Source organism: Erwinia sp. SLM-02, from assembly GCF_037450285.1.
GTDB lineage: Bacteria > Pseudomonadota > Gammaproteobacteria > Enterobacterales > Enterobacteriaceae > Erwinia.
In genome coordinates, this window is sequence record NZ_JAQISN010000002.1 from 655,394 (window position 1) to 674,306 (window position 18,913).

An 18,913-nucleotide genomic window follows, 5' to 3' on the forward strand; every position below is an offset into this window, starting at 1 on the left:
CATTCACTCCAAATCACGCGCAAAAGCAATGCCGCATTATGGCGGGAGATCGCGTGAAGAGGATTGTAGCAAATTGCGCTAGCGGCTCTGGCGAACCTGTTTCTGGTAGCGGGCAGGCGTGATGCCGTAGCGTCCGGCAAAGCTGCGGGTCAGATGCGCCTGATCGGTCAGGCCGACGGCGGCGGCAACGTCCGCCGGGGGCAAACCGTCAATCAACAGCTGGCGGGCCTTATAGAGGCGGAAAGCCATCAGCATCTGATGCGGGGTCACATGATACTGCGCCTTGAACTGGCGCTGGAAATGGTAAGGACTGAGCGACATCAGCGCGGAGAGATCGCCGAGAGTGACGCGCTCGGCCAGATTATCGCGCAGATAGTCCCGCACCCGATCGAAGCGGTGACGGGTCAGTGCCTCGGTGGGGCGAACGCTGCGGGCGTGGGGGCGCAGCACGTCACAGAGCGACAGCAGCAGGCCATCGATCGCCAGCGCATCGTCCGTCTGCCACAGCCGGGCCAGGATCTGCGAAATTTCACGCGCGTGCTGCGGGTGATGGCGCACCGCGCGATCGAACCACCAGCCGTGCTCACCGGTCAGCGCGGCCAGCCGCTGCGGTTCCAGATAGATCATCCGGTACTGCCAGCCGCCCTCGCTGGCCGATTCCCCGGTATGCAGCTCGTCCGGGTTCATTAACACCAGCGAGTCGACCGGGGCCAGGTGCTGTTCGCCGCGATAGCGAAACCGCTCGGCACCGTGGTCGATAGTCCCGATGCCAAACGCCTCATGGGTGTGCGGCTCGAAGGCATAGCGGGTGATATGCGCCCGATACAGCTCCACGCCCGGCATGTCGGGCAGATGGCGAAAGCTGGCGCGGTCCTGCTCGTAGCAAAACTGTTCCGGTACCCCTTCCACTTTCGCCTCCCCGCTTAAAATTCGACCGCCAGTTTACGCTGTTCAGGCCGCGCCGAACAGCGCTGGCTCAACCGGGAGATCAACCGGCGGGCGGCTGAGCGGTGCCGGCAGCCGGTTCCTGCTGCACGTCATCAATCTTCCAGCCGTCGTGCTCGTGCACCAGCGTGACCAGCAGATGCTGTTGATCGGTCGGATCGCGCCCGAGGGTGACGTCACCAAAGGCACGATTGCCGTTGAGGGTGAAATCGCTGACGCTGACGTTATTCACCCAGCCGTCGCTGTAGTCCTGATCCTGCAGAAAATAATCATCATCCATGCCTTCCGGGCTTTTAATCAGCAGATTTATTTTCTGCAGCAGCCGCTGGGTCACGTACTCATTCAGCAGCGGATCGTGCTCATCAATCGGGCTTTCTTCTTTGCTCAGCGCCGTCAGATACCAGCTGTAGAAGGCCACGCTGGTACTGTGCGGATCGGCATTATGCTCTGCCGCCATCGCCTGAAAGGCGAAGATCGGGGCAATTAGCATCAATAACCACTTTTTCATTCCAACCATCCCGGATTCACCACGACTTGTTTTCCTCAATCAGCCCAGGCACTCCCTGCCGCCTGTGATTGTATTGAATTTACGCGGCTAATCCAGTGTTCCCGGCGGCGTTATCGCCTTTTTTTGGTAACGGTTTATCGGCGGGTGATGCGGCTGTTCATCCATTCGGAAAGGATGGCCGCCAGCCGCTGCGGCTGTTCAAACGGCAGCATATGGCCGGAATCTTCCACCAGCCGGAATTCCGCGTGAGGGATCGCCTCACAGAGCGCCTGCGACTCCGCCAGGTTACGCATGCGATCGTCAGCGGCGGCCACCACCAGCGTCGGGCAGCGAATGTCACCCAGCAGCTGGCTGTCGCTGTTGCGGGCCATCAGCAGCTGGCGGATCCAGGTTTCCCGCCCCAGCCGCAGGCTCATATCGAGGATCTGCTGCACCAGCTGTGGATCGTTCTCGTGTTGCTGGCCCAGCGACAGTTTGATCGCCCGGTGGCTCAGTCCGCGAAACGGGCCGCTGTCCTGTTGAAGCCCCCCGGCGACGGTCGCTTTAAACTGCGACTGCATCGGGGTGTCTGCCGCGCTGGAGGTGGCAATCAGCACCAGCCCCCGCACGCGATGCGGCACCCGGCGGGCAATCTCGCGGGCGACAAAACCGCCCATTGAAAAGCCCACCAGCACGAACTCCGGCGGGCAGCACTCCAGCACGCTCGCGGCCATCTCCTCAATCGATTCTCCCTGCGACAGATCGCCAAAGGTCAGCGGGCCTGCCACCTCCAGCTGCGGCAAAAGGCTTTGCCACAGCCCGGCATCGCACATAAGCCCGGGCAGTAATACCAGCGCAGTCATCGGTTAATGCTCCAGAAAGTTATTGGCCAGCTTGAAAAACTTATACATCACGGCGCAGCTGCCAAAATAGACGATCAGCCCGGTAATCGCCCCCAGCAGGCGTGACGGTATCGCACGCGGTGCGTTCCACGGCGCGGACAGCAGCCAGTTGACCAGCTTACCCGGCAGGCAGATAACGGGCACGCCGCGCTCGCGGATGCGCCATACCCCGCTGAGCACAATCAGCGCCAGCATGATTTCTAGCAGGCCCGCCAGCTCTGACCGGTTGCCCAGCAGCTTCGGCAGGCCAAAATGCATCAGCACTAAAAAGAGGGCAACCACCAGGGCCGAGAGTATGCCTTCAATCAGTAGCCAGACGCCTAACGCGATCTGCCAGCGCCGCAGCGTTTGGAAAACCAGATCGTGGCCGTAGAGATAGAACAGGATCAGTACGCCGCTCAGCGTCAGCACTGGCCAGGTGGGATGCGCCTCAACCGCACTGCGGTTAATGACCACGCCCCAGAACAGCAGCAGATACACGCCGGCCCAGCTCAGGGCAACGTGCTTTTCTTCAAAGGGCGTTCCCTGAAAGCACTTTTCCTGACTGTACTGCAACACCATCGGATTGATGCGGTCGGTCAGCTCGGGATAGCGGGTGCACAGTTCATCCACCTGCCTGCTCATATCGGCGAGAAAATTGGGGATCAGCCTTGCCCACAGCGGCATTTTCTCCTCGCTGCCGGTTATCAGAGCCACCATCCGTTTTTTGCGCCAGGAATCCCCGGCGGAGTTCAGCAGCGCCTGCCAGCTTGCCCCCATTGCCGTGCGACGAGCGGCCCGGTTGAGCTGCCACACCAGGCGACCCGACAGCAGACGGGTGTCATCGTAACCGTCCAGCCCCCAGCCGAGTACGTCCGAGAGATGCATCAACCGTTCGTCGGTCAGCCCCGGTCGGTCAACCAGCGCCTGCGCCAGCTGCTGATGAAACTGCTGCTGCTGCAACAGCGAGCCGTTAGCCGCAACCCGCAGCCAGGTTTCCTCCAGCTGCGCCATACCCTGCTCCGACTCCAGCAGCCGGTCCGCCAGCCGGTTGATTTCCTTTATGCTGTAGGCAGGCGGCGGCAGAGGGATATCTTCCGCGTCCTCGTCGGTGATTGCCGTGTCATCACGCGCAGCATCGTCGTCCTTTCCGCTGAAGTCCGCGCCATCATCAAGCACCAGCGTTAAGCCCGTTTCCCCGGGCTGAACCTGAAAACCAAAACCGGCCAGCTCTCCCGGCTCGCTGGCGGCATACTGCTTCGCCTGCTCCCATGCCTCGCGCAGCCGCTGATAACCTTCAGGATCGCGATCCGGGCGGTGCTGCTTCAGCTGCTTCACATAGGCGCGGCGAATCTCACTCTCGTCGCGGGTCGGATCGATCCCCAGTACGCTCCATTCGTTCATGTTACTGGGTCCAGTTATCGTAGCGGGACAGCATCTGCTCCAGATGCTGACGGAAATCGGCAATCTGACGCACGTCCTGGGTTTCCAGCAGCTGTTCAAATGCCGACAGCGCCGCATCAATCTGCTGCCGCTCTTCGCCCAGCAAGAAGCGATAAAGCTCGTTGCAGCGGGTCAGCACCCGGCGGTTTTCCGGCCGATCGCGCGGATGCTGCTTCAGCGAAGCCAGTCGTTGCAGGCTCTGCTGGATCGCCTCCGCGCTCATCTGGCCCGGCACGTTTTCAATCACCAGCCGGCTGATGGTTTCCGAAGCCGACGTACGGCACTCCACTTCCAGAATGCCGTCCAGCGTATAGGTAAAGCGCACGTCAATGCTGACTTCACCCGCCTTGCGCGCCGGTACCTCAAGTTTAATGTCGCCGAGCAGGATATTGTCCTTAACCCGCCGTCCTTCCCCCTGGTAGATCTCAACCTCCACCAGGGTCTGATTATCAACGGCGGTACACAGGGTTTTCTCCATGCTGACCGGCAGGAAGGTGTTGCGCTCAATCAGCGGCAGGAAGAAGCCCGACTCCTGGCGGCCATGCTGCTCGCGCATTGTCGCCACCCCCAGCGAGTACGGCATCACGTCGGTGAGGATCACGTCTTCAACAGCGCTGTCCTCCATCACCATTCCGGCCTGCACGCCTGCACCCAGCGCCACCGCCTGGTCAGGATGCAGGTCATGGCGCGGGAAGCGGCCAAACAGGCGGGCCACGGTCTGACGGATCAGCGGCATACGCGTAGCGCCGCCGACCAGCAGCACGTGATCCAGCTGGTCGAGGGTGAAACGGGCATCCTGCAGCGCCTGACTGACGGGCCGCTGCAGCCGGGCAATCAGCTCGCTGCAAATCTCGGCAAACTTCGCCTCGCTCAGCGCCCACTGCCAGCGCTTATCCTGCCACTCCAGCTCGGCGGTGGCGGGAGAGGACTGGGTGAGATCGCACTTCAGGCGTTCGGCCAGCTGGCTGAGGCTGGCATAAAGCTCCCCTTCCGCCTGCTGAAGCTCCGGGAACTGCTGCTGCATCCAGCGCAGGATCGCCGCATTAAAGTCATCACCGCCGAGGAACACGTCGCCGCTGCTGGAACGCACTTCCACCACGCCGTCGAACATATCGATAATCGACACGTCAAAGGTGCCGCCGCCGAGGTCAAAGGTCAGGTACTTCTGCTGCTGGTTATTCAGCAGGCCAAACGCCAGCGAGGCGGCAGTCGGCTCGTTTAGTAGCCTTTTGACCTCCAGTCCGGCCAGCTCGCCGGCGGTTTTCACCGCCCGGCGCTGCACGTCATTGAAATAGGCCGGCACGGTGATCACCGCGCAGGACACCGGCTGGCCGAGCGCGTTCTCCGCATCCTCTTTCAGCTGGCGGAGCAGGATCGCCGACAGTTCCTCGGCGCGGAAGCTCTGCGCGCCGAGCTTAATCGTGGTTTCGCTGCCCATATGGCGCTTAAAGCTGGCGGCGGTGAGGTGAGGATGCGACTGCAGGCGCGCCTTAGCAGGCTGGCCCACCAGCATATTGCCCGCATCATCCACGCCGACGACCGAGGGCGTCAGAACGTCGCCAAAGCGGTTCGGCACCAGTTCTGAACGCCCGTTGCGCCACAGGCACAGCAGACTATTTGAGGTGCCAAGATCGATACCAATGACTAAATCGGTGGTCATTCACGCTGTCCTTGTTGACCCGCCCGCGCGGGTTAATGTTATGCCCAGTTCTTTTTCTTGCTGGTTTTGCCAATGCCCGGATTGCAGCTGTTGGTCGGGTCAAGCTGATGAAAATGCTGCTCGTGCTCGCTGGAGGCGTGGTACAGATGGCCGATATTGTGCTCCGCCGGGTACTTCGCCCCGCGCTTATCGAGGTACGCCAGCACCGCCTGTTTAAAGGCTGCGCCGTCCACGCCGGGCTTCAGGATGTAGTCCTGATGATTGACCAGGCAGAAGAAGTGGCCGCAGCAGGAACCTTCCAGCACCTGCGCCTGGAGTTCCGGCGGCAGCTGGATCATCCACTGCTCGTCGTTACGCCGCAGCGCCACGTCGAAGGCGATCAGTCGGCGGTCGGTATTGATGCCGTAGTAGTCGCAGTAAAAAACGGTACAGGCACCGACGCCGAAACGCACCAGGAACGCATCGCCCTGCTCCGCCTGCGTACAGTGGAACCAGTCGCCGTTGCGTTCGGCAAAGAAGGCGGTCAGCAGGCGGTTCATCGCGGCGGCTTCCTCGTGCGCCACCTTGATCATCAGATGGTGCTCATAGCGGCGATGCCACGACAGCAGGCGCGGTGAAATAGTCGACGGCGTCAACCGGTTACCCAGCTGGATCAGCTTATCAATGGTGTTGGCCGGCAGCAGCCTGAGCTGCTTCACTCGCGCATCCCAGCGGGCCTTTTTCTGCATCAGCCCCGGCAGCGCCGACGGCCCCAGGCGCTTAATCGACAGCAGCATATGGCGGGCATAGCGCAGCGTCAGGCGGAAGGCATTCCGATGAATGTATTCCGCCTGAATCGGCAGCTGTTCAAGGCTTTCTATCAGATAGCGGCGCAGCTCCAGCAGTACCTGTTCATCGTTGGTGCCGATATAGAAGGTGTCTTCCTGCGGCGTGGCGTCAAAGGTGGCCAGGCGCACGGCGAAGACAATCACCTTTCCGGCGCAGCCCGCACTGTCGTGCAGATACTGCGGATTGCCGTTAAAGCGCGTCGGCGTCACGGCATCCACGTCTTTAATCACCGAAGCGTAGTCGTCGGCCCAGATTTTCCCTTCCCAGTCGGCGGCGGTGCCGGTGGTGTAATCGCCGGATTCCAGTCGGGCAATCATCTCCTCCGGGTCCGTGCCCAGATCGATCCCCAGATGATTCACCAGCTCCAGCTGGCCGTCGTCGGTAATGCGGGCAAACAGGGATTTCTCGGTAAACGCCGGGCCGCGCTGCAGCAGCGAGCCGCCGGAGTTATTGCAGATGCCGCCCACTACGGAGGCACCAATGCAGGAGGAACCGATCACCGAGTGCGGTTCTTTGCCGAAGGGCTTCAGGCTCTCTTCCAGTTCGGTCAGCGTGCTGCCGGGGAAGGCAATAATCTGCTGCGCCTCATCGATCACCTGCACCCCTTTGATTTTGCGGGTGCTGATAATCACCACCGGACGATCGTAATCGTCCCCGTGGGGTGTCGATCCGCCCGTGACGCCGGTGTTGGAGGCCTGCATCAGAATAATCACGTCGTTTTGCTGGCAAACCTTAAGCGCCTGCCAGAGCTGAGCCAGCGACGCGGGCAGCACCACGGCCAGCGCGTCCCCGTGACCGACGCGGAAGCCTTTACAGTAGTACGCTTTCTGATAGCTGTCGGTAATCAGGCCGTCGGCACCAACCACGACGGCAAGCTGTTGTAGGGTATTGGCATGTTGCATAGCGGGTTGACCTCTCCCTGGAAGATTGATGTGCGCAAAGAGTGTACCTGACAGTTTTCCGACAGGGCTAGCTCCGATCGACAGAAAATGCCCCGGCTTACCGGCGGATAAATCCACAGGATTAATAATGATTTCAGCCATTTTGGGAATTTCAGAGAGATCGTCGGTAAAAGCGCAACAGGCAGAGGCGATCGACTGGATGAGTGGCCGTTCATCCAGAATTAGCGCGACGCATGTTTATTCTGACCGTGGATTATTTTTCTGAAAAAACAGCGGGAAAGGATGAATAAATAGTTAGCTTTTCAGCAGCCATAGGCAAAGTATTTTTATGCATATTCTATTCACACAAAATGCATAAAATTATTTTTTCCTCTGTTTTTCAGAAACTTGAATGTGATCAAAAAGTGAATAATTACGAGCTATTCTGTGTTGACATTGTTATCCCCCACGGCCAGCATTAGGCCACTCGCTTACCTCCCGCCAGCGGTTCTGGCCTGAGTGAAGGCCACACGGCGCTGTCCGTTTTCTCGTCGCGCAGTACCCATAACCCCCCTTTTCATCGGGACGGGATTGCTTTGCCTGCAAAAAAATATTGAGAGGATGCCATGTCTGACCAAGCGGATGCGCAGCAAAATCTGCACCGGGGCCTGAGTTCCCGCCATATCCAGCTGATCGCCCTCGGCGGTGCCATCGGGACCGGGCTGTTTATGGGGGCCGGGAAAACCATTGCCGTTTCGGGAACCTCCATTCTGATCACCTACGTGGTGGTCGGATTCTTTATGTATATGACCATGCGGGCGATGGGTGAGCTGCTGCTGACCCGGCTGGACTATCGTTCGTTTGCCGACTTCGTGGCCGACTATCTGGGACCGAAAGCCAGTTTCTACCTCGGCTGGTCCTACTGGCTGAGCTGGGTGGTCACCTGCATCGCCGACGTGGTGGTCTGCGGCGGCTACGTGCAGTACTGGCTGCCGGCGCTGTCGCCGTGGATACCGGCGCTGTCGACGCTGGCGCTGCTGTGCCTGCTCAACCTGCTGTCGGTAAAAATGTTCGGCGAGGCCGAATTCTGGTTTGCGATTATCAAAGTGATCGCTATCGTGGCGCTGATCGTCACCGGCGGCTGGATGATCGCCAGCGGCTGGACCTCGCCGGATGGCGTGCAGGCGTCGCTCAGCAACGTCACCAACCCGCAGGTGTTTATGCCGCACGGCATCGTCGGCTTCTTCGCCGGGTTCCAGATAGCCATCTTCTCCTACACCGGAATTGAGCTGCTGGGCACCATGAGCGCCGAAACCCGCTCGCCGGAGCGGGTGCTGCCGAAGGCGATTAAGGCCATTCCGATGCGCATTATCATTTTTTACGTGCTGTCGATGGTGGTGATTATCGCCGTGACGTCCTGGCAGCATATTGCGCCGGATACCAGCCCGTTCGTCACTCTGTTTGATAAAGCCGGGCTTCCGGCAGCGGCGGCGGTGATTAACTTTGTCGCCCTGACCTCGGCGATGTCCTCCGCCAACAGCGGCGTTTACTCCAGCACCCGCATGCTCTACGGCCTGTCGGTGGACGATCACGCCCACTGGCAGTTCCGCATTCTGTCGCGCACCACCTCGATTCCGGTACACAGCCTGCTGTTTACCTGCTTCTGTATGCTGATCGGTACGCTGCTGCTGTTCCTGGTGCCGGACGTAATGACGCTGTTCACCGTGGTGTCCACGCTGGCGGCCATTCTGGTGATCTACAGCTGGGCGATGATCCTGATTGCCTATCTGGTGTACCGCAAACGCCGCCCGGATCTGCACCAGCGCTCGACCTTTAAGATGCCGGCGGGCATCGCCATGAGCTGGCTGACGCTGCTGTTCTTCCTGTTTTCACTGGTGGTGATGGTGTTTGATGCGGATACGCTGACGGCGCTGTGTACCATGCCGCTGTGGTTTATTCTGCTGGAGTGGGTCTGGCGGGTGAAACAGCGTAAAGCACAGGTCGAGTCGGAGGCGGTGTGATCGCCTCTGCGAGATGGCAAGCGCGTTGCCGCAGACGATAATCACGCTCGACAGGCTGCATCATAAAAAAAGGCTCTGCCGGATAACCGGCAGAGCCTTTTTTGCAGCAGACGGCGTCTCTTCTGATGCCGTCTGCTGAAGCCGCCTGCGGTGAGCTCAGCGCCCACCGCCCGGCGGCGTCATCGTTTACAGCACGCCCTGCGCCAGCATGGCATCGGCCACTTTCACGAAGCCCGCGATGTTTGCACCGTGAACGTAGTGAGTCTGCTTGCCTTCGCCGCCGTGCTCAACGCAGGCGTGGTGAATATCCAGCATGATGTGCTGCAGGCGGATATCCACTTTCTCAGCCTTCCAGCTCAGACGCGCGGCGTTCTGTGCCATCTCCAGACCCGACGTTGCCACGCCACCGGCGTTAGCCGCTTTGCCCGGTGCAAACAGCACGCCCGCATCCAGGAAGGCGTCGGTTGCCGCGATGGTGGTTGGCATGTTCGCGCCTTCGGCAACGGCCTTCACGCCGTTGGCAATCAGCTGCTTAGCGGCAGGCAGATCCAGTTCGTTCTGCGTGGCGCACGGCAGCGCGATATCCACCGGCACGCTCCACGGCTGCTGGCCGGCGAGGTAAACCAGGTTGCGTTCGCGGGCGTAATCTTCCACGGTGCCGTAGCGCACGTTTTTGATCTCGGCCAGATGTGCCAGCTTCTCGGTGGTGAAGCCTTCTTCATCCACCACGGTACCGCCGGAATCGGAAGCGGTCACCACGCGGGCGCCCAGCTCCAGCGCCTTCTCAATGGCGTACTGTGCCACGTTACCGGCACCGGACACGGCAACGCGGCTGCCTTCGAAGCCCAGACCGTGACGCTTGAGCATCGCATCGGTGAAGTACACCAGGCCATAGCCGGTGGCTTCAGGGCGGATCAGGCTGCCGCCGAACGTCAGGCCCTTACCGGTGAACACGCAGCTGGTGTTGTTAGACAGCTTTTTCATCATCCCGGACATAAAGCCCACTTCACGGCCGCCCACGCCGATATCGCCCGCCGGCACATCGGTGTCCGGACCCAGATGGCGATACAGTTCGGTCATCAACGCCTGGCAGAAGCGCATCACTTCCGCGTTGCTTTTGCCTTTCGGATTGAAGTCAGAACCGCCTTTGCCCCCGCCCATAGGCAGCGTGGTCAGGGCATTTTTAAAGGTTTGTTCAAAGCCGAGGAACTTCAGAATGGACAGGTTTACAGAAGGATGGAAGCGCATGCCGCCTTTGAAAGGCCCAATGGCAGAGCTGAACTGTACGCGCCATGCGCGGTTCACCTGTACCTGGCCGCGATCGTCGGTCCAGGCTACGCGAAACTGAATGGCTCGCTCTGGTTCCACCAAACGCTCCAGCAGTCCCTGCTCCTGATACTGCGGGTTCTGTTCCAGAAACGGCCACAGAGAGGTAAAGACTTCACGTACCGCCTGCAGGTATTCCGGTTGATTAGGGTCACGCTGTTGGACGGAGGTTAGAAACGACTCCAGAGAGTTAAAACCTTTCATTACTAAATCCTTCTGACTGTGGGCTGTCACCGGAGCTAATTAAGAGTTATTTGAATAGCCAGTGAGGTAATATTGTGCGTCAACGACTATATCACCGCTTTTCCCGCGCACAACAAAAAAGTTTTCAACCTTAAATTCTTAAAGTGCTATATCCGCGAAATCATCAGGGGAAAAACTTAACTAAGAATCAGGCTCAACGGCACAACCGGCGCGGGTTCCGGAGGATCTGATAGTAATTAAACTACCCAAAACAAGACATGAAGCCACATTGTCAAACCATCGTAATTACATGAAGTTACGAGAATCTATAAGAAAAAATTATGACGACCAAATGTTAATTAAAGTTAATCATAGCCAGAAAAACCCTTTTAATTAACGCGGACAAATAACGATAAATATAAAAGCCATAAGATTGACAAAAATGAATAAGAAAGAATAAAAACGACCATCATCAATATATGAAATTAGTTTTTAAAAGGTAAGAGGGTTTTATTTTAATAAGTCTGCTCCCGGCACCACCTCAGAAATTACAATGATAAAATATCGTAATAAAAATGATTTTAAGTGTATTCAACCAGGTGAACGGGGCTAAACCCCCTGAGTATCCGGCTGATTCACCCCATCAGGCGGATCGGCCATCATGATATTTTTCAAGAAAACATGCGTTTGCTCAGCCGGACTCCCGCGAGGAACGCACCGGCAGGAGAGAGAAATTAATCTAAATGGCGGTCTTCCTGCCCTGCGGAAATTATCGGTTTCTGTTCGACCGGGGCAAAAAAAAATGATTTAGCGGGCAGGAAACGTCAGGCCGTTAATAACAGAATGCCGGCATAAAAGCCGTGCACTCCGTATCGCGGTGCTATTTCAGGCGATTCTTCAGATGGGATCGCCGGATGCGAATTTCACCTTTGCGCCACTCCCCTTCCGGCGTTGCCCGATCGTCAATCAGCCGGTTAAGCGCCTCGGCGATCAGCAAATCAATCCGCTGGCTGAAGGTGGTTAGCTGCCAGCCCTCGGCGGCGGCTTCATCGATGTCATCAAAGCCGACAATGGCAATATCACCCTGATGACCGGCCAGCCGCAGCGCTTCCAGCGCGCCCAGCGCCAGAATATCGTTCTCACAAAACAGCGCATCTACCCGCTGCTCTGCGGGCACCGACTGCAGATAGTCGGCCATCGCCCGATAGCCCGAATGCCGATCGTAATGCCCGGCGGTCAGCAGCACATCGGAACGCAATCCCCCCTCCTGCAGTCGGCCGCTGTAGCCCTGCATTCGCTGTAGATGATCGTTGTGGGTGTCCGGCCCTCTGATGTAACCGAAACGCCGATATCCCTGCTGCATCAGCAGGCTGGCAATATCGCGCCCCGCCTGGTGACCGTTGATATTGACCACGTCGATATCTTCCGCGTCGTTGTTGCGGCACACCTGCACCAGCGGAATATGCAGCATATCGTTGGCCACGGCGATCAGCTCATCGGTTAACAGCGTGCCGAGAAACAGGATCCCGTCCACCTGCAGCTGGTCGGCCATGGTCATCACCGAGGTGTAGTTTTCGCCCGGGGTAATATTCAGCGTCAGCGCCATGCAGCCGCGGCGCTGGAGCTGGCGGGTAACGGCGTCAAGCAGCATCATCAGATGCGGGTTTTTCAACTCGTCGATAACCACACCGATGATGTTGGTTTTCTTCTTCGACAGGCTGCGCGCCAGCAGGTTTGGCCGGTAGCCCAGCTCGCTTGCCGCGGCCAGGACCTTCTCGCGCGAGCGATCGGAAACGGATGCGCCCGGCGTAAAAGCGCGTGAAACCGTCCATTTCGAGACGCCCGCCCGTTTGGCGACGTCGTTCGCGGTGGTTTTATGGTGCATTTTTGCTCTAGTGGTCATAGCCCCTGCGTTTCAGAGTTTGCTCAGTCTGCCCCTGCATTGAACGCTAAACGTGGTGGAAAAGGAACCGAAAAAATAAAATGCAATCGGGTGCAAAATGTTAATTTTTTGTGATCAAGAGCGGTGATTTTCACTTTCGGTGATTGACTATTTTTTAGGCGTGGAAGACATTCCCCTCACTCCCCCGGCGAAAAAAGACTATTTTTCCGGTTGAGTACCCCTCTGACTGCACCCGGTTGCATTCGCCCGACGAATCAGCCGACAACCTTATGATATGGAATAAAAAAATGAAAAATATCAAAGTGCTGCTGTTGATGTTCTGTTCGCTGTTTATGTTCCAGGCCCAGGCCAAAAGCTATCAGGTCGGCGTGGCCCTGGCGAATTTCGATTTAAACTTCGTTTCCATACTGCGCACGCAAATGATTGGCGAACTCAAAAATCAGGGAATGAACGGCCAGTTCTCCGATGCCAAAGGTGACGTGGCGTTACAGATCCAGCAGGTGGACGATTTTATCAACCAGGGGGTGGATGCGATTATCCTCAACCCGGTGGATACCCAGGGCGTGAAACCGGCGATGGATGCCGCCAAACGTGCCGGTATTCCGCTGATCTTTGTTAACCGCAAGCCGGAAGTGAAGCTCGAAGGCATGCAGGCCTACGTCGGATCCGACTCGGCGCTCAGCGGACGGATGCAGATGGAAGAGCTGGCGAAAAAAATGAACTACAAGGGCAACGTGGCCATCCTGATGGGTGCGCTTTCCACCGAAGAAGCCCGCGAGCGTACCCGCGCGGTTGAAGAGGTAATTGCAAAGCATAAAGATATGAAAGTTATCGAAAAACAGAGCGCAAAATGGCAGCGTAACGAAGCGGTTGACGTCACCTCCAGCTGGCTGCTGAACGGCACGGCGATCGACGGTATTGCCGCCAACAACGACGAAATGGCCATCGGCGCGATTATGGCGCTGAACCAGGCGAAGCGCAGCAATATCGCGGTCGCGGGTATCGACGGCACCCCCGACGGACTGCAGTTTATCAAAAATGGCGAAATGGCCGTGACCATCTTCCAGGACGCAAAAGGCCAGGCTATCGGGTCGGTCAAAGTGACCAAAGCGATGCTGGAAAAACAGCCAACGGAAGCCTACAACTGGATCCCTTACGAAGTCGTGACCAAACAGAACTACGCCAGCTTTGCCGAGAGAAATGCGAAGTAACTCACAGTAAACACCTGTTTTAATTACGGATAACTCACATATCACAGTGGATGCCCCTTCGAAACATCCACTTTTGCACCCGGGTGCAATTTGTTGAATTTTTGTGATCCAGATGGTGAATTTTGCATCAGCTCGATTGACTTAATCTTCGCCATCTCTAAAAGTGCAGTACATGACAAGCAACGGCAACACCGCTTATCACCGTCTGTGAAACCCGATAAACATCCTTTTTTGCACCCGGGTGCAAAACAACATTCAGGAGTCAGATATGCTTAACGGCGAAAGAAAAATCCCTCGTCCTCTGCGCTGGGCCATGATCGGCGGCGGGCGCCTGAGCCAGGTTGGCTACAAGCACCGCAGCGGTGCGCTGCGTGATAACACCGCCTATCAGCTGGTAGCCTGCGCCTTTGATATCGATGCCGAACGCGGCCGCGATTTCGGCGTCAACCTCGGCGTGGCGGCAGAGCGCTGCTACGACACCTACCAGCAGCTGCTGGCGGAAGAAGCGAAGCGCGAAGACGGCATCGAAGTAGTGACCATCGCCACGCCAAACGGCACCCACTATGAAATCACCAAAGCCGCGCTGAACGCCGGTATCCACGTGATTTGCGAAAAGCCGCTGTTCTTCACCACCGCAGAAGCGCGTGAAATCAAAGCGCTGGCGGCGGAAAAAGGGCTGATTGTTGGCGTGACCTACGGCTTCTCCGGCCATCCGCTGCTGATGCAGATGCGGGCGATGATCGCCAGTGGCGAAATCGGCGATGTGCGCATGGTCGAACTGCAGTACACCCACGGCTTCAGCGCTAACGACAGCGCCGACAAATTCAGCGAATCGCAGAAATGGCGCGTGGATCCGAAAATTGCCGGACCGACGTTCGTGCTGGGCGACATCGCCACCCATACCTTCTACATCTCTCAGCTGGTGCTGCCGGAGCTGCATATCAAATCGCTGCTGTGCGACCGTCAGAGCTTTATCCCGTCGCGCGCGCCGCTGGAAGATAACGCCATGGTGCTGATGCACTACGAAGGCGGTGCGGTTGGCCGTATGTGGGCCTCCTCCATCAACGCCGGTTCTATGGACAGCCAGTTCATCCGCGTGATTGGTTCCAAAGCCAGCCTGCAGTGGAGCGACTACAACCCGGGCGAGCTGAAGTATGAAATTCAGGGCCAGCCGACGCAGACCATGCACCACGGTATGCCGTACCTCGACGAAAGCGCGCTGGCCGATGAACGCCTGGGCGCGCTGCACACCGAAGGACTGGCCGAGTCCTGGGCCAATATCTACCTGAAATTCGCCGTGGCCATCAGCGCGCAGCAGCGCGGCGACCGCCAGACGCTGGAAAACCTAATCTATCCCGATATCGACGCCGGTCTGGAAGGCGTTCGCTGGATTGAAAACTGTGTACGCTCCGCCGACAACGGCTCCACCTGGGTTAACTACGAGTAAGGCTCCGCCATGAAATTATCATTCTGTACCGACAGCCTGGGCCACCTGCCCTTCGAAGCAATGCTGGATAAACTGCTGGAGCTCGGCGTAACCGGCGTGGAGATGACCACCGGCGGCTGGTCTTCCGCCCCGCACCTGCGCACCGACGAGCTGCTGGCCAGCCCGGCTAAGCGTCAGCAGGTTCTGCAGGCGCTGGAAAGCCGCGGTATGCAGATCGCCGCGCTGAACGTCTCCGGTAACCCGCTCGATCCGGGCGAACTGGGCCAGCGCCACAAAAGCGACACCGATAAAGCATTACAGCTGGCGGGCCACTTTGGCGTGAAGAAAATCGTGATGATGAGCGGCCTGCCGCCGGCCAGCCCGCAGGACACCATTCCAAACTGGATCACCTATACCGTCAGCTGGCCGCCAACGCTGAAAAACTGCCTCGACTACCAGTGGAACGAAGTGGCGATCCCTTACTGGCAGGGGCTGGTTGCCCGGGCGAAAGAGTGCGGCGTGGAGAAGTTCGCGCTGGAAAACTTCAGCTCAATGCTGGTATGGAACCCGGAAACGCTGTTCCGCCTGCGCGATGCCGTGGGACCAACGGTCGGTCTGAACCTCGACCCGAGCCACCTGCTGTGGATGGGCGCTGACCCGATTGCCGCCGCCCGCGCCCTTGGCCCGGCTATCCATCACGTTCACGGCAAAGACGTGCGTATGGAGCGCGGCCTGGTCGGCATCAACGGCCTGCTGGAAACCAAACCGGTGGAAGACGTCGCCAACCGCGCGTGGAACTACGTGGCCGTCGGCTGCGGCCAGGATCTGCAGTGGTGGAAGGAGTTCTTCTCGGTGGTTCGCATGATGGGCTACAACGACTGGGTTTCTCTGGAGATGGAAGATCTCACCATGTCGGTGGAAGCGGGCGTCACCTCCTCTATCGCCGCACTGCAACAAACCATCAGCCAGTAGTTCTGCTCTCCGGTGGCCGCCGCGCGCGGCCACCCGCATCCTTCATTTCAATCCCCGACTGGCCCATAACAACCACACCACATAGCCCAGTCTTTATCCGGAGTGTGAATTTTGGAACATTACATCTCTAAAAATCCGGCATCTGGCCCTAACAGTAAAACCCGGACCGAACCCTTAGTGAAAGTGATCACCGCCATCGCCACCCTCGGCGGCCTGCTGTTTGGTTACGATACCGGGGTGATCTCCGGTGCTTTGCTGTTTATGGGGCCGGAGCTGCAGCTAACGCCCTTTACCACCGGGCTGGTCACCAGCTCCCTGCTGGTCGGTGCGGCCACCGGCGCGCTGGTGTCCGGTAGCCTGGCCGATCGGCTCGGGCGGCGGAAAATCATTCTGATCCTGGCGATTATCTTCGCCGTCGGCGCGCTCGGTACGGCGATGGCCCCTAACCTGGAGGTCATGCTGATTTCCAGGTTGATCCTCGGCCTCGCCGTGGGCGGCGCGGGCACCACGGTGCCGGTCTACCTGGCCGAAATTGCCCCGGCAAACCGGCGCGGCCAACTGGTATCCATCAGCGAGCTGATGATCGTGACCGGGCAGATGCTGGCCTATATGTCCAACTTCGCCTTTAACGAAATCTGGGGCGGCGAACACACCTGGCGCTGGATGCTGGGCATCGCCACGCTGCCTGCGGTGCTGCTGTGGTTCGGCATGTTGTACATGCCGGACACGCCGCGCTGGTACGCGCTGAAGGGCCGCTTTGCCGAGGCGCGCGACGTGCTGAACCGCACCCGGGCGAAGGAAGACGTGGACTGGGAGATGATGGAGATCGAAGAAACCATGACCGCCCAGGCACAGGAAAAAGGTTCACTGCGCGACCTGCGCGTGCCGTGGATGCGCAAAGTGTTTCTGATCGGCGTGGGCTTCGCCTTCTTCCATGCGGCAACGGCGGTGAACAGCATCATGTATTACGCCCCGGTTATTCTGCAAAACACCGGCATGAGCACCAACGCGGCGCTGTTCGCCACCATCGCCAACGGCGTCGTTTCGGTGATTATGGTGATGATTGGCATTCTGCTGCTGGGCTACATCGGGCGACGGAAAATGGCCGCGCTGGGGCAGATTGGCTGCACCTGCTGCCTGTTCCTGCTGGCGGGGATCTCGGCGTTTATGCCGGAGCATATTGGCAGCGAGGTCAACCTGCTGCGCAGCTATCTGATCTTAGGCTCGATGCTGCTGTTCCTGTGCTTTATGCAGGGTGCCTACGCGCCGGTGATCTGGCTGATGCTGTCCGAAATGTTTCCGGCGAAAATTCGCGGCATCTGCATGGGCGGCGCGGTGTTTGCCCTGTGGTGCTCTAACGTGATCATCGCCCTGTCGTTCCCGGTACTGCTGGCGTCGTTCGGGCTGGCCAGCACCTTTGCGATTTACGGCGCGGTGGGCATCGTAGGCATTATCTTCGTGCTGAAATATATCCCGGAAACCCGCAACCGCAGCCTGGAGCAGATCGAGCACTATCTGCGTGATAAGTATGACGAAGAGAGTGCGCTGAAAGCGCAAAAGCGCCAGAAGACGGCACGCCAGGCGGGCTGACGGGCTTGTGAAACCAGGGTGCAGGCCGGGTAGCAGTAAAAAGTAAATGTCCCGATCGTGCAAAGTCGGGATAAACCCAGGGAAACGGGCCGTGGCAGAACGTTACGGCCCGTTTCCCTTCCCGGGTCTGGCGCACCTGGCCGACATCGCCCCCTGCGCTGCCCACTCTCGCACCCCGCCCGCGCGGACGCTTAGATCCCCGCCTCGCGAATATCATGAGCGTTAATCGCCCCGATAATCATGCCGTCCTCGCCCAGCACCGGCGCGGAGGAGATTTTGCGCTGCTGGAACAGCGCCAGCGCTTCGGCGGCATGCTGTGAAGCCAGCAGCGTAAAGCCGGGGGTGCTCATCGCTTCCTTCACCGGGGCCGCAATCACCCCGCCCTTCAGCAGCCAGCGGCGCAGATCGCCATCGGTAAACACGCCCTTCAGCGCGCCGTCTTCACCCGTTACCGCCACCAGCCCCAGCCCGGTTCGGGTCAGTTCAAACAACGCATCGGTAATGCTGGCTTCAACACTGACGCGGGGGATCTTCTCACCGGTGCGCATAATGTCACCCACCAGGCACAACAGGCGCGCGCCCAGGCTTCCCGCCGGATGGGTGCGGGCATAGTCCTGCTCGCTGAAGTTGCGGGCGCGCATCAGCGCAATCGCCATCGCGTCGCCCATAATCAGCGTATTCACCGCCGACGAGGTCGGGGCCAGCCCCAGCGGGCAGGCCTCTTTTTCCACGTGAATATTAATCCAGCGATCGGCGGCCTGCGCCAGCGGTGACGCGGCATTGCCGGTAAAGGCGATGATCCCCACCGGCAGCGCTTTGAGCAGCGGAATAATGCGCACGAACTCGGCGGCGTGGCCGGAGTAGGAGATCAGGATCACCACGTCACCGGCGGAAATCATCCCCAGATCGCCGTGCAGCGCTTCGGCAGGATGCACGTAAAACGCCGGGGTGCCGGTGCTGGCCAGGGTGGCGGCGATTTTTCTGCCGATGTGGCCGGACTTGCCGATGCCGCTGACAATCACCTTGCCCCCGCAGCCGTGTACCATCATGCAGGCCTGTACAAAGTCGTCGTTCAGCCTGTCGGGCAGGCTGGCGGCTTCCTGAAGTTCGGTGGCGATGGTTTCGCGCGCCGCGTTTAATAAAATGTCCCGCACGG

14 protein-coding genes are annotated in these 18,913 nt (G+C 58.8%); 5 read left to right on the forward strand and 9 right to left on the reverse strand.

The features are described from left to right. Positions 1–78 precede the first annotated feature (78 nt). The 6 genes from PGH32_RS16190 to dld all read right to left on the reverse strand — a co-directional run bounded on the left by PGH32_RS16190 (position 79) and on the right by dld (position 7,146). Entirely contained in the window at positions 79–909 is an 831-nt protein-coding gene (locus tag PGH32_RS16190) for an AraC family transcriptional regulator (RefSeq protein WP_337894557.1), read from the reverse strand. A 79-nt stretch (positions 910–988) separates the two neighbouring features. Next, a complete protein-coding gene (locus tag PGH32_RS16195) occupies positions 989–1,453 on the reverse strand; it encodes a DUF3828 domain-containing protein (protein ID WP_337894558.1) in 465 nt (154 codons plus the stop codon). A gap of 134 nt (positions 1,454–1,587) precedes the next feature. Further along, complete coding sequence (locus PGH32_RS16200) at positions 1,588–2,295, reverse strand: alpha/beta fold hydrolase (RefSeq protein ID WP_337894559.1); 708 nt, start codon at positions 2,293–2,295, stop codon at positions 1,588–1,590. 3 nt (positions 2,296–2,298) lie between these two features. Next, the gene (locus tag PGH32_RS16205) at positions 2,299–3,717 is read right to left on the reverse strand and encodes a J domain-containing protein (protein WP_337894560.1); all 1,419 of its coding nucleotides are present in this window, start codon (positions 3,715–3,717) and stop codon (positions 2,299–2,301) included. A gap of 1 nt (position 3,718) precedes the next feature. Continuing rightward, the gene (locus tag PGH32_RS16210; RefSeq protein ID WP_337894561.1) at positions 3,719–5,416 is read right to left on the reverse strand and encodes an Hsp70 family protein; all 1,698 of its coding nucleotides are present in this window, start codon (positions 5,414–5,416) and stop codon (positions 3,719–3,721) included. A 38-nt stretch (positions 5,417–5,454) separates the two neighbouring features. Beyond that, a complete protein-coding gene (dld, locus tag PGH32_RS16215; RefSeq protein ID WP_337894562.1) occupies positions 5,455–7,146 on the reverse strand; it encodes a D-lactate dehydrogenase in 1,692 nt (563 codons plus the stop codon). Between the two features lie 605 nt (positions 7,147–7,751). Between dld and PGH32_RS16220 the strand changes: the two genes are divergently transcribed. Continuing rightward, the gene (locus PGH32_RS16220; protein WP_314417435.1) at positions 7,752–9,146 is read left to right on the forward strand and encodes an amino acid permease; all 1,395 of its coding nucleotides are present in this window, start codon (positions 7,752–7,754) and stop codon (positions 9,144–9,146) included. 186 nt (positions 9,147–9,332) lie between these two features. Here PGH32_RS16220 and gdhA read toward each other — a convergent pair whose 3' ends face one another. Both gdhA and PGH32_RS16230 read right to left on the reverse strand, forming a co-directional pair. After that, positions 9,333–10,676, reverse strand: coding sequence for an NADP-specific glutamate dehydrogenase (gene gdhA / locus PGH32_RS16225; protein ID WP_314417433.1), 1,344 nt, complete (start codon positions 10,674–10,676; stop codon positions 9,333–9,335). Between the two features lie 859 nt (positions 10,677–11,535). Continuing rightward, positions 11,536–12,558, reverse strand: a complete 1,023-nt coding sequence (locus PGH32_RS16230) for a LacI family DNA-binding transcriptional regulator (RefSeq protein ID WP_314417431.1) — start codon at positions 12,556–12,558, stop codon at positions 11,536–11,538. A gap of 287 nt (positions 12,559–12,845) precedes the next feature. Here PGH32_RS16230 and PGH32_RS16235 point away from each other — a divergent pair, with 287 nt between their 5' ends. From PGH32_RS16235 to PGH32_RS16250, 4 genes are all read left to right on the forward strand, one after another. Continuing rightward, positions 12,846–13,769, forward strand: a complete 924-nt coding sequence (locus PGH32_RS16235; RefSeq protein ID WP_314417430.1) for a substrate-binding domain-containing protein — start codon at positions 12,846–12,848, stop codon at positions 13,767–13,769. Positions 13,770–14,037: 268 nt separating this feature from the next. Next, positions 14,038–15,216 (forward strand): Gfo/Idh/MocA family protein, encoded by a 1,179-nt coding sequence (locus tag PGH32_RS16240; protein ID WP_337894563.1) that lies wholly within the window; start codon positions 14,038–14,040, stop codon positions 15,214–15,216. Positions 15,217–15,225: 9 nt separating this feature from the next. Then, positions 15,226–16,167, forward strand: coding sequence for a sugar phosphate isomerase/epimerase family protein (locus PGH32_RS16245; protein ID WP_123331882.1), 942 nt, complete (start codon positions 15,226–15,228; stop codon positions 16,165–16,167). A gap of 108 nt (positions 16,168–16,275) precedes the next feature. Next, a complete protein-coding gene (locus PGH32_RS16250; protein WP_443112800.1) occupies positions 16,276–17,757 on the forward strand; it encodes a sugar porter family MFS transporter in 1,482 nt (493 codons plus the stop codon). A gap of 191 nt (positions 17,758–17,948) precedes the next feature. Here PGH32_RS16250 and PGH32_RS16255 read toward each other — a convergent pair whose 3' ends face one another. Continuing rightward, a complete protein-coding gene (locus tag PGH32_RS16255) occupies positions 17,949–18,911 on the reverse strand; it encodes a KpsF/GutQ family sugar-phosphate isomerase (RefSeq protein WP_314417421.1) in 963 nt (320 codons plus the stop codon). Positions 18,912–18,913: the final 2 nt, after the last annotated feature.

Coding starts and splice junctions, on each gene's coding strand:
- gdhA (WP_314417433.1), bottom strand. CDS start 10,676: ATGAAAGGTTTTAACTCTCTGGAGTCGTTTCTAACCTCCGTCCAACAG.
- PGH32_RS16245 (WP_123331882.1), top strand. CDS start 15,226: ATGAAATTATCATTCTGTACCGACAGCCTGGGCCACCTGCCCTTCGAA.
- PGH32_RS16210 (WP_337894561.1), bottom strand. CDS start 5,416: ATGACCACCGATTTAGTCATTGGTATCGATCTTGGCACCTCAAATAGT.
- PGH32_RS16220 (WP_314417435.1), top strand. CDS start 7,752: ATGTCTGACCAAGCGGATGCGCAGCAAAATCTGCACCGGGGCCTGAGT.
- PGH32_RS16235 (WP_314417430.1), top strand. CDS start 12,846: ATGAAAAATATCAAAGTGCTGCTGTTGATGTTCTGTTCGCTGTTTATG.
- PGH32_RS16195 (WP_337894558.1), bottom strand. CDS start 1,453: ATGAAAAAGTGGTTATTGATGCTAATTGCCCCGATCTTCGCCTTTCAG.
- PGH32_RS16230 (WP_314417431.1), bottom strand. CDS start 12,558: ATGACCACTAGAGCAAAAATGCACCATAAAACCACCGCGAACGACGTC.
- PGH32_RS16240 (WP_337894563.1), top strand. CDS start 14,038: ATGCTTAACGGCGAAAGAAAAATCCCTCGTCCTCTGCGCTGGGCCATG.
- PGH32_RS16200 (WP_337894559.1), bottom strand. CDS start 2,295: ATGACTGCGCTGGTATTACTGCCCGGGCTTATGTGCGATGCCGGGCTG.
- PGH32_RS16205 (WP_337894560.1), bottom strand. CDS start 3,717: ATGAACGAATGGAGCGTACTGGGGATCGATCCGACCCGCGACGAGAGT.
- dld (WP_337894562.1), bottom strand. CDS start 7,146: ATGCAACATGCCAATACCCTACAACAGCTTGCCGTCGTGGTTGGTGCC.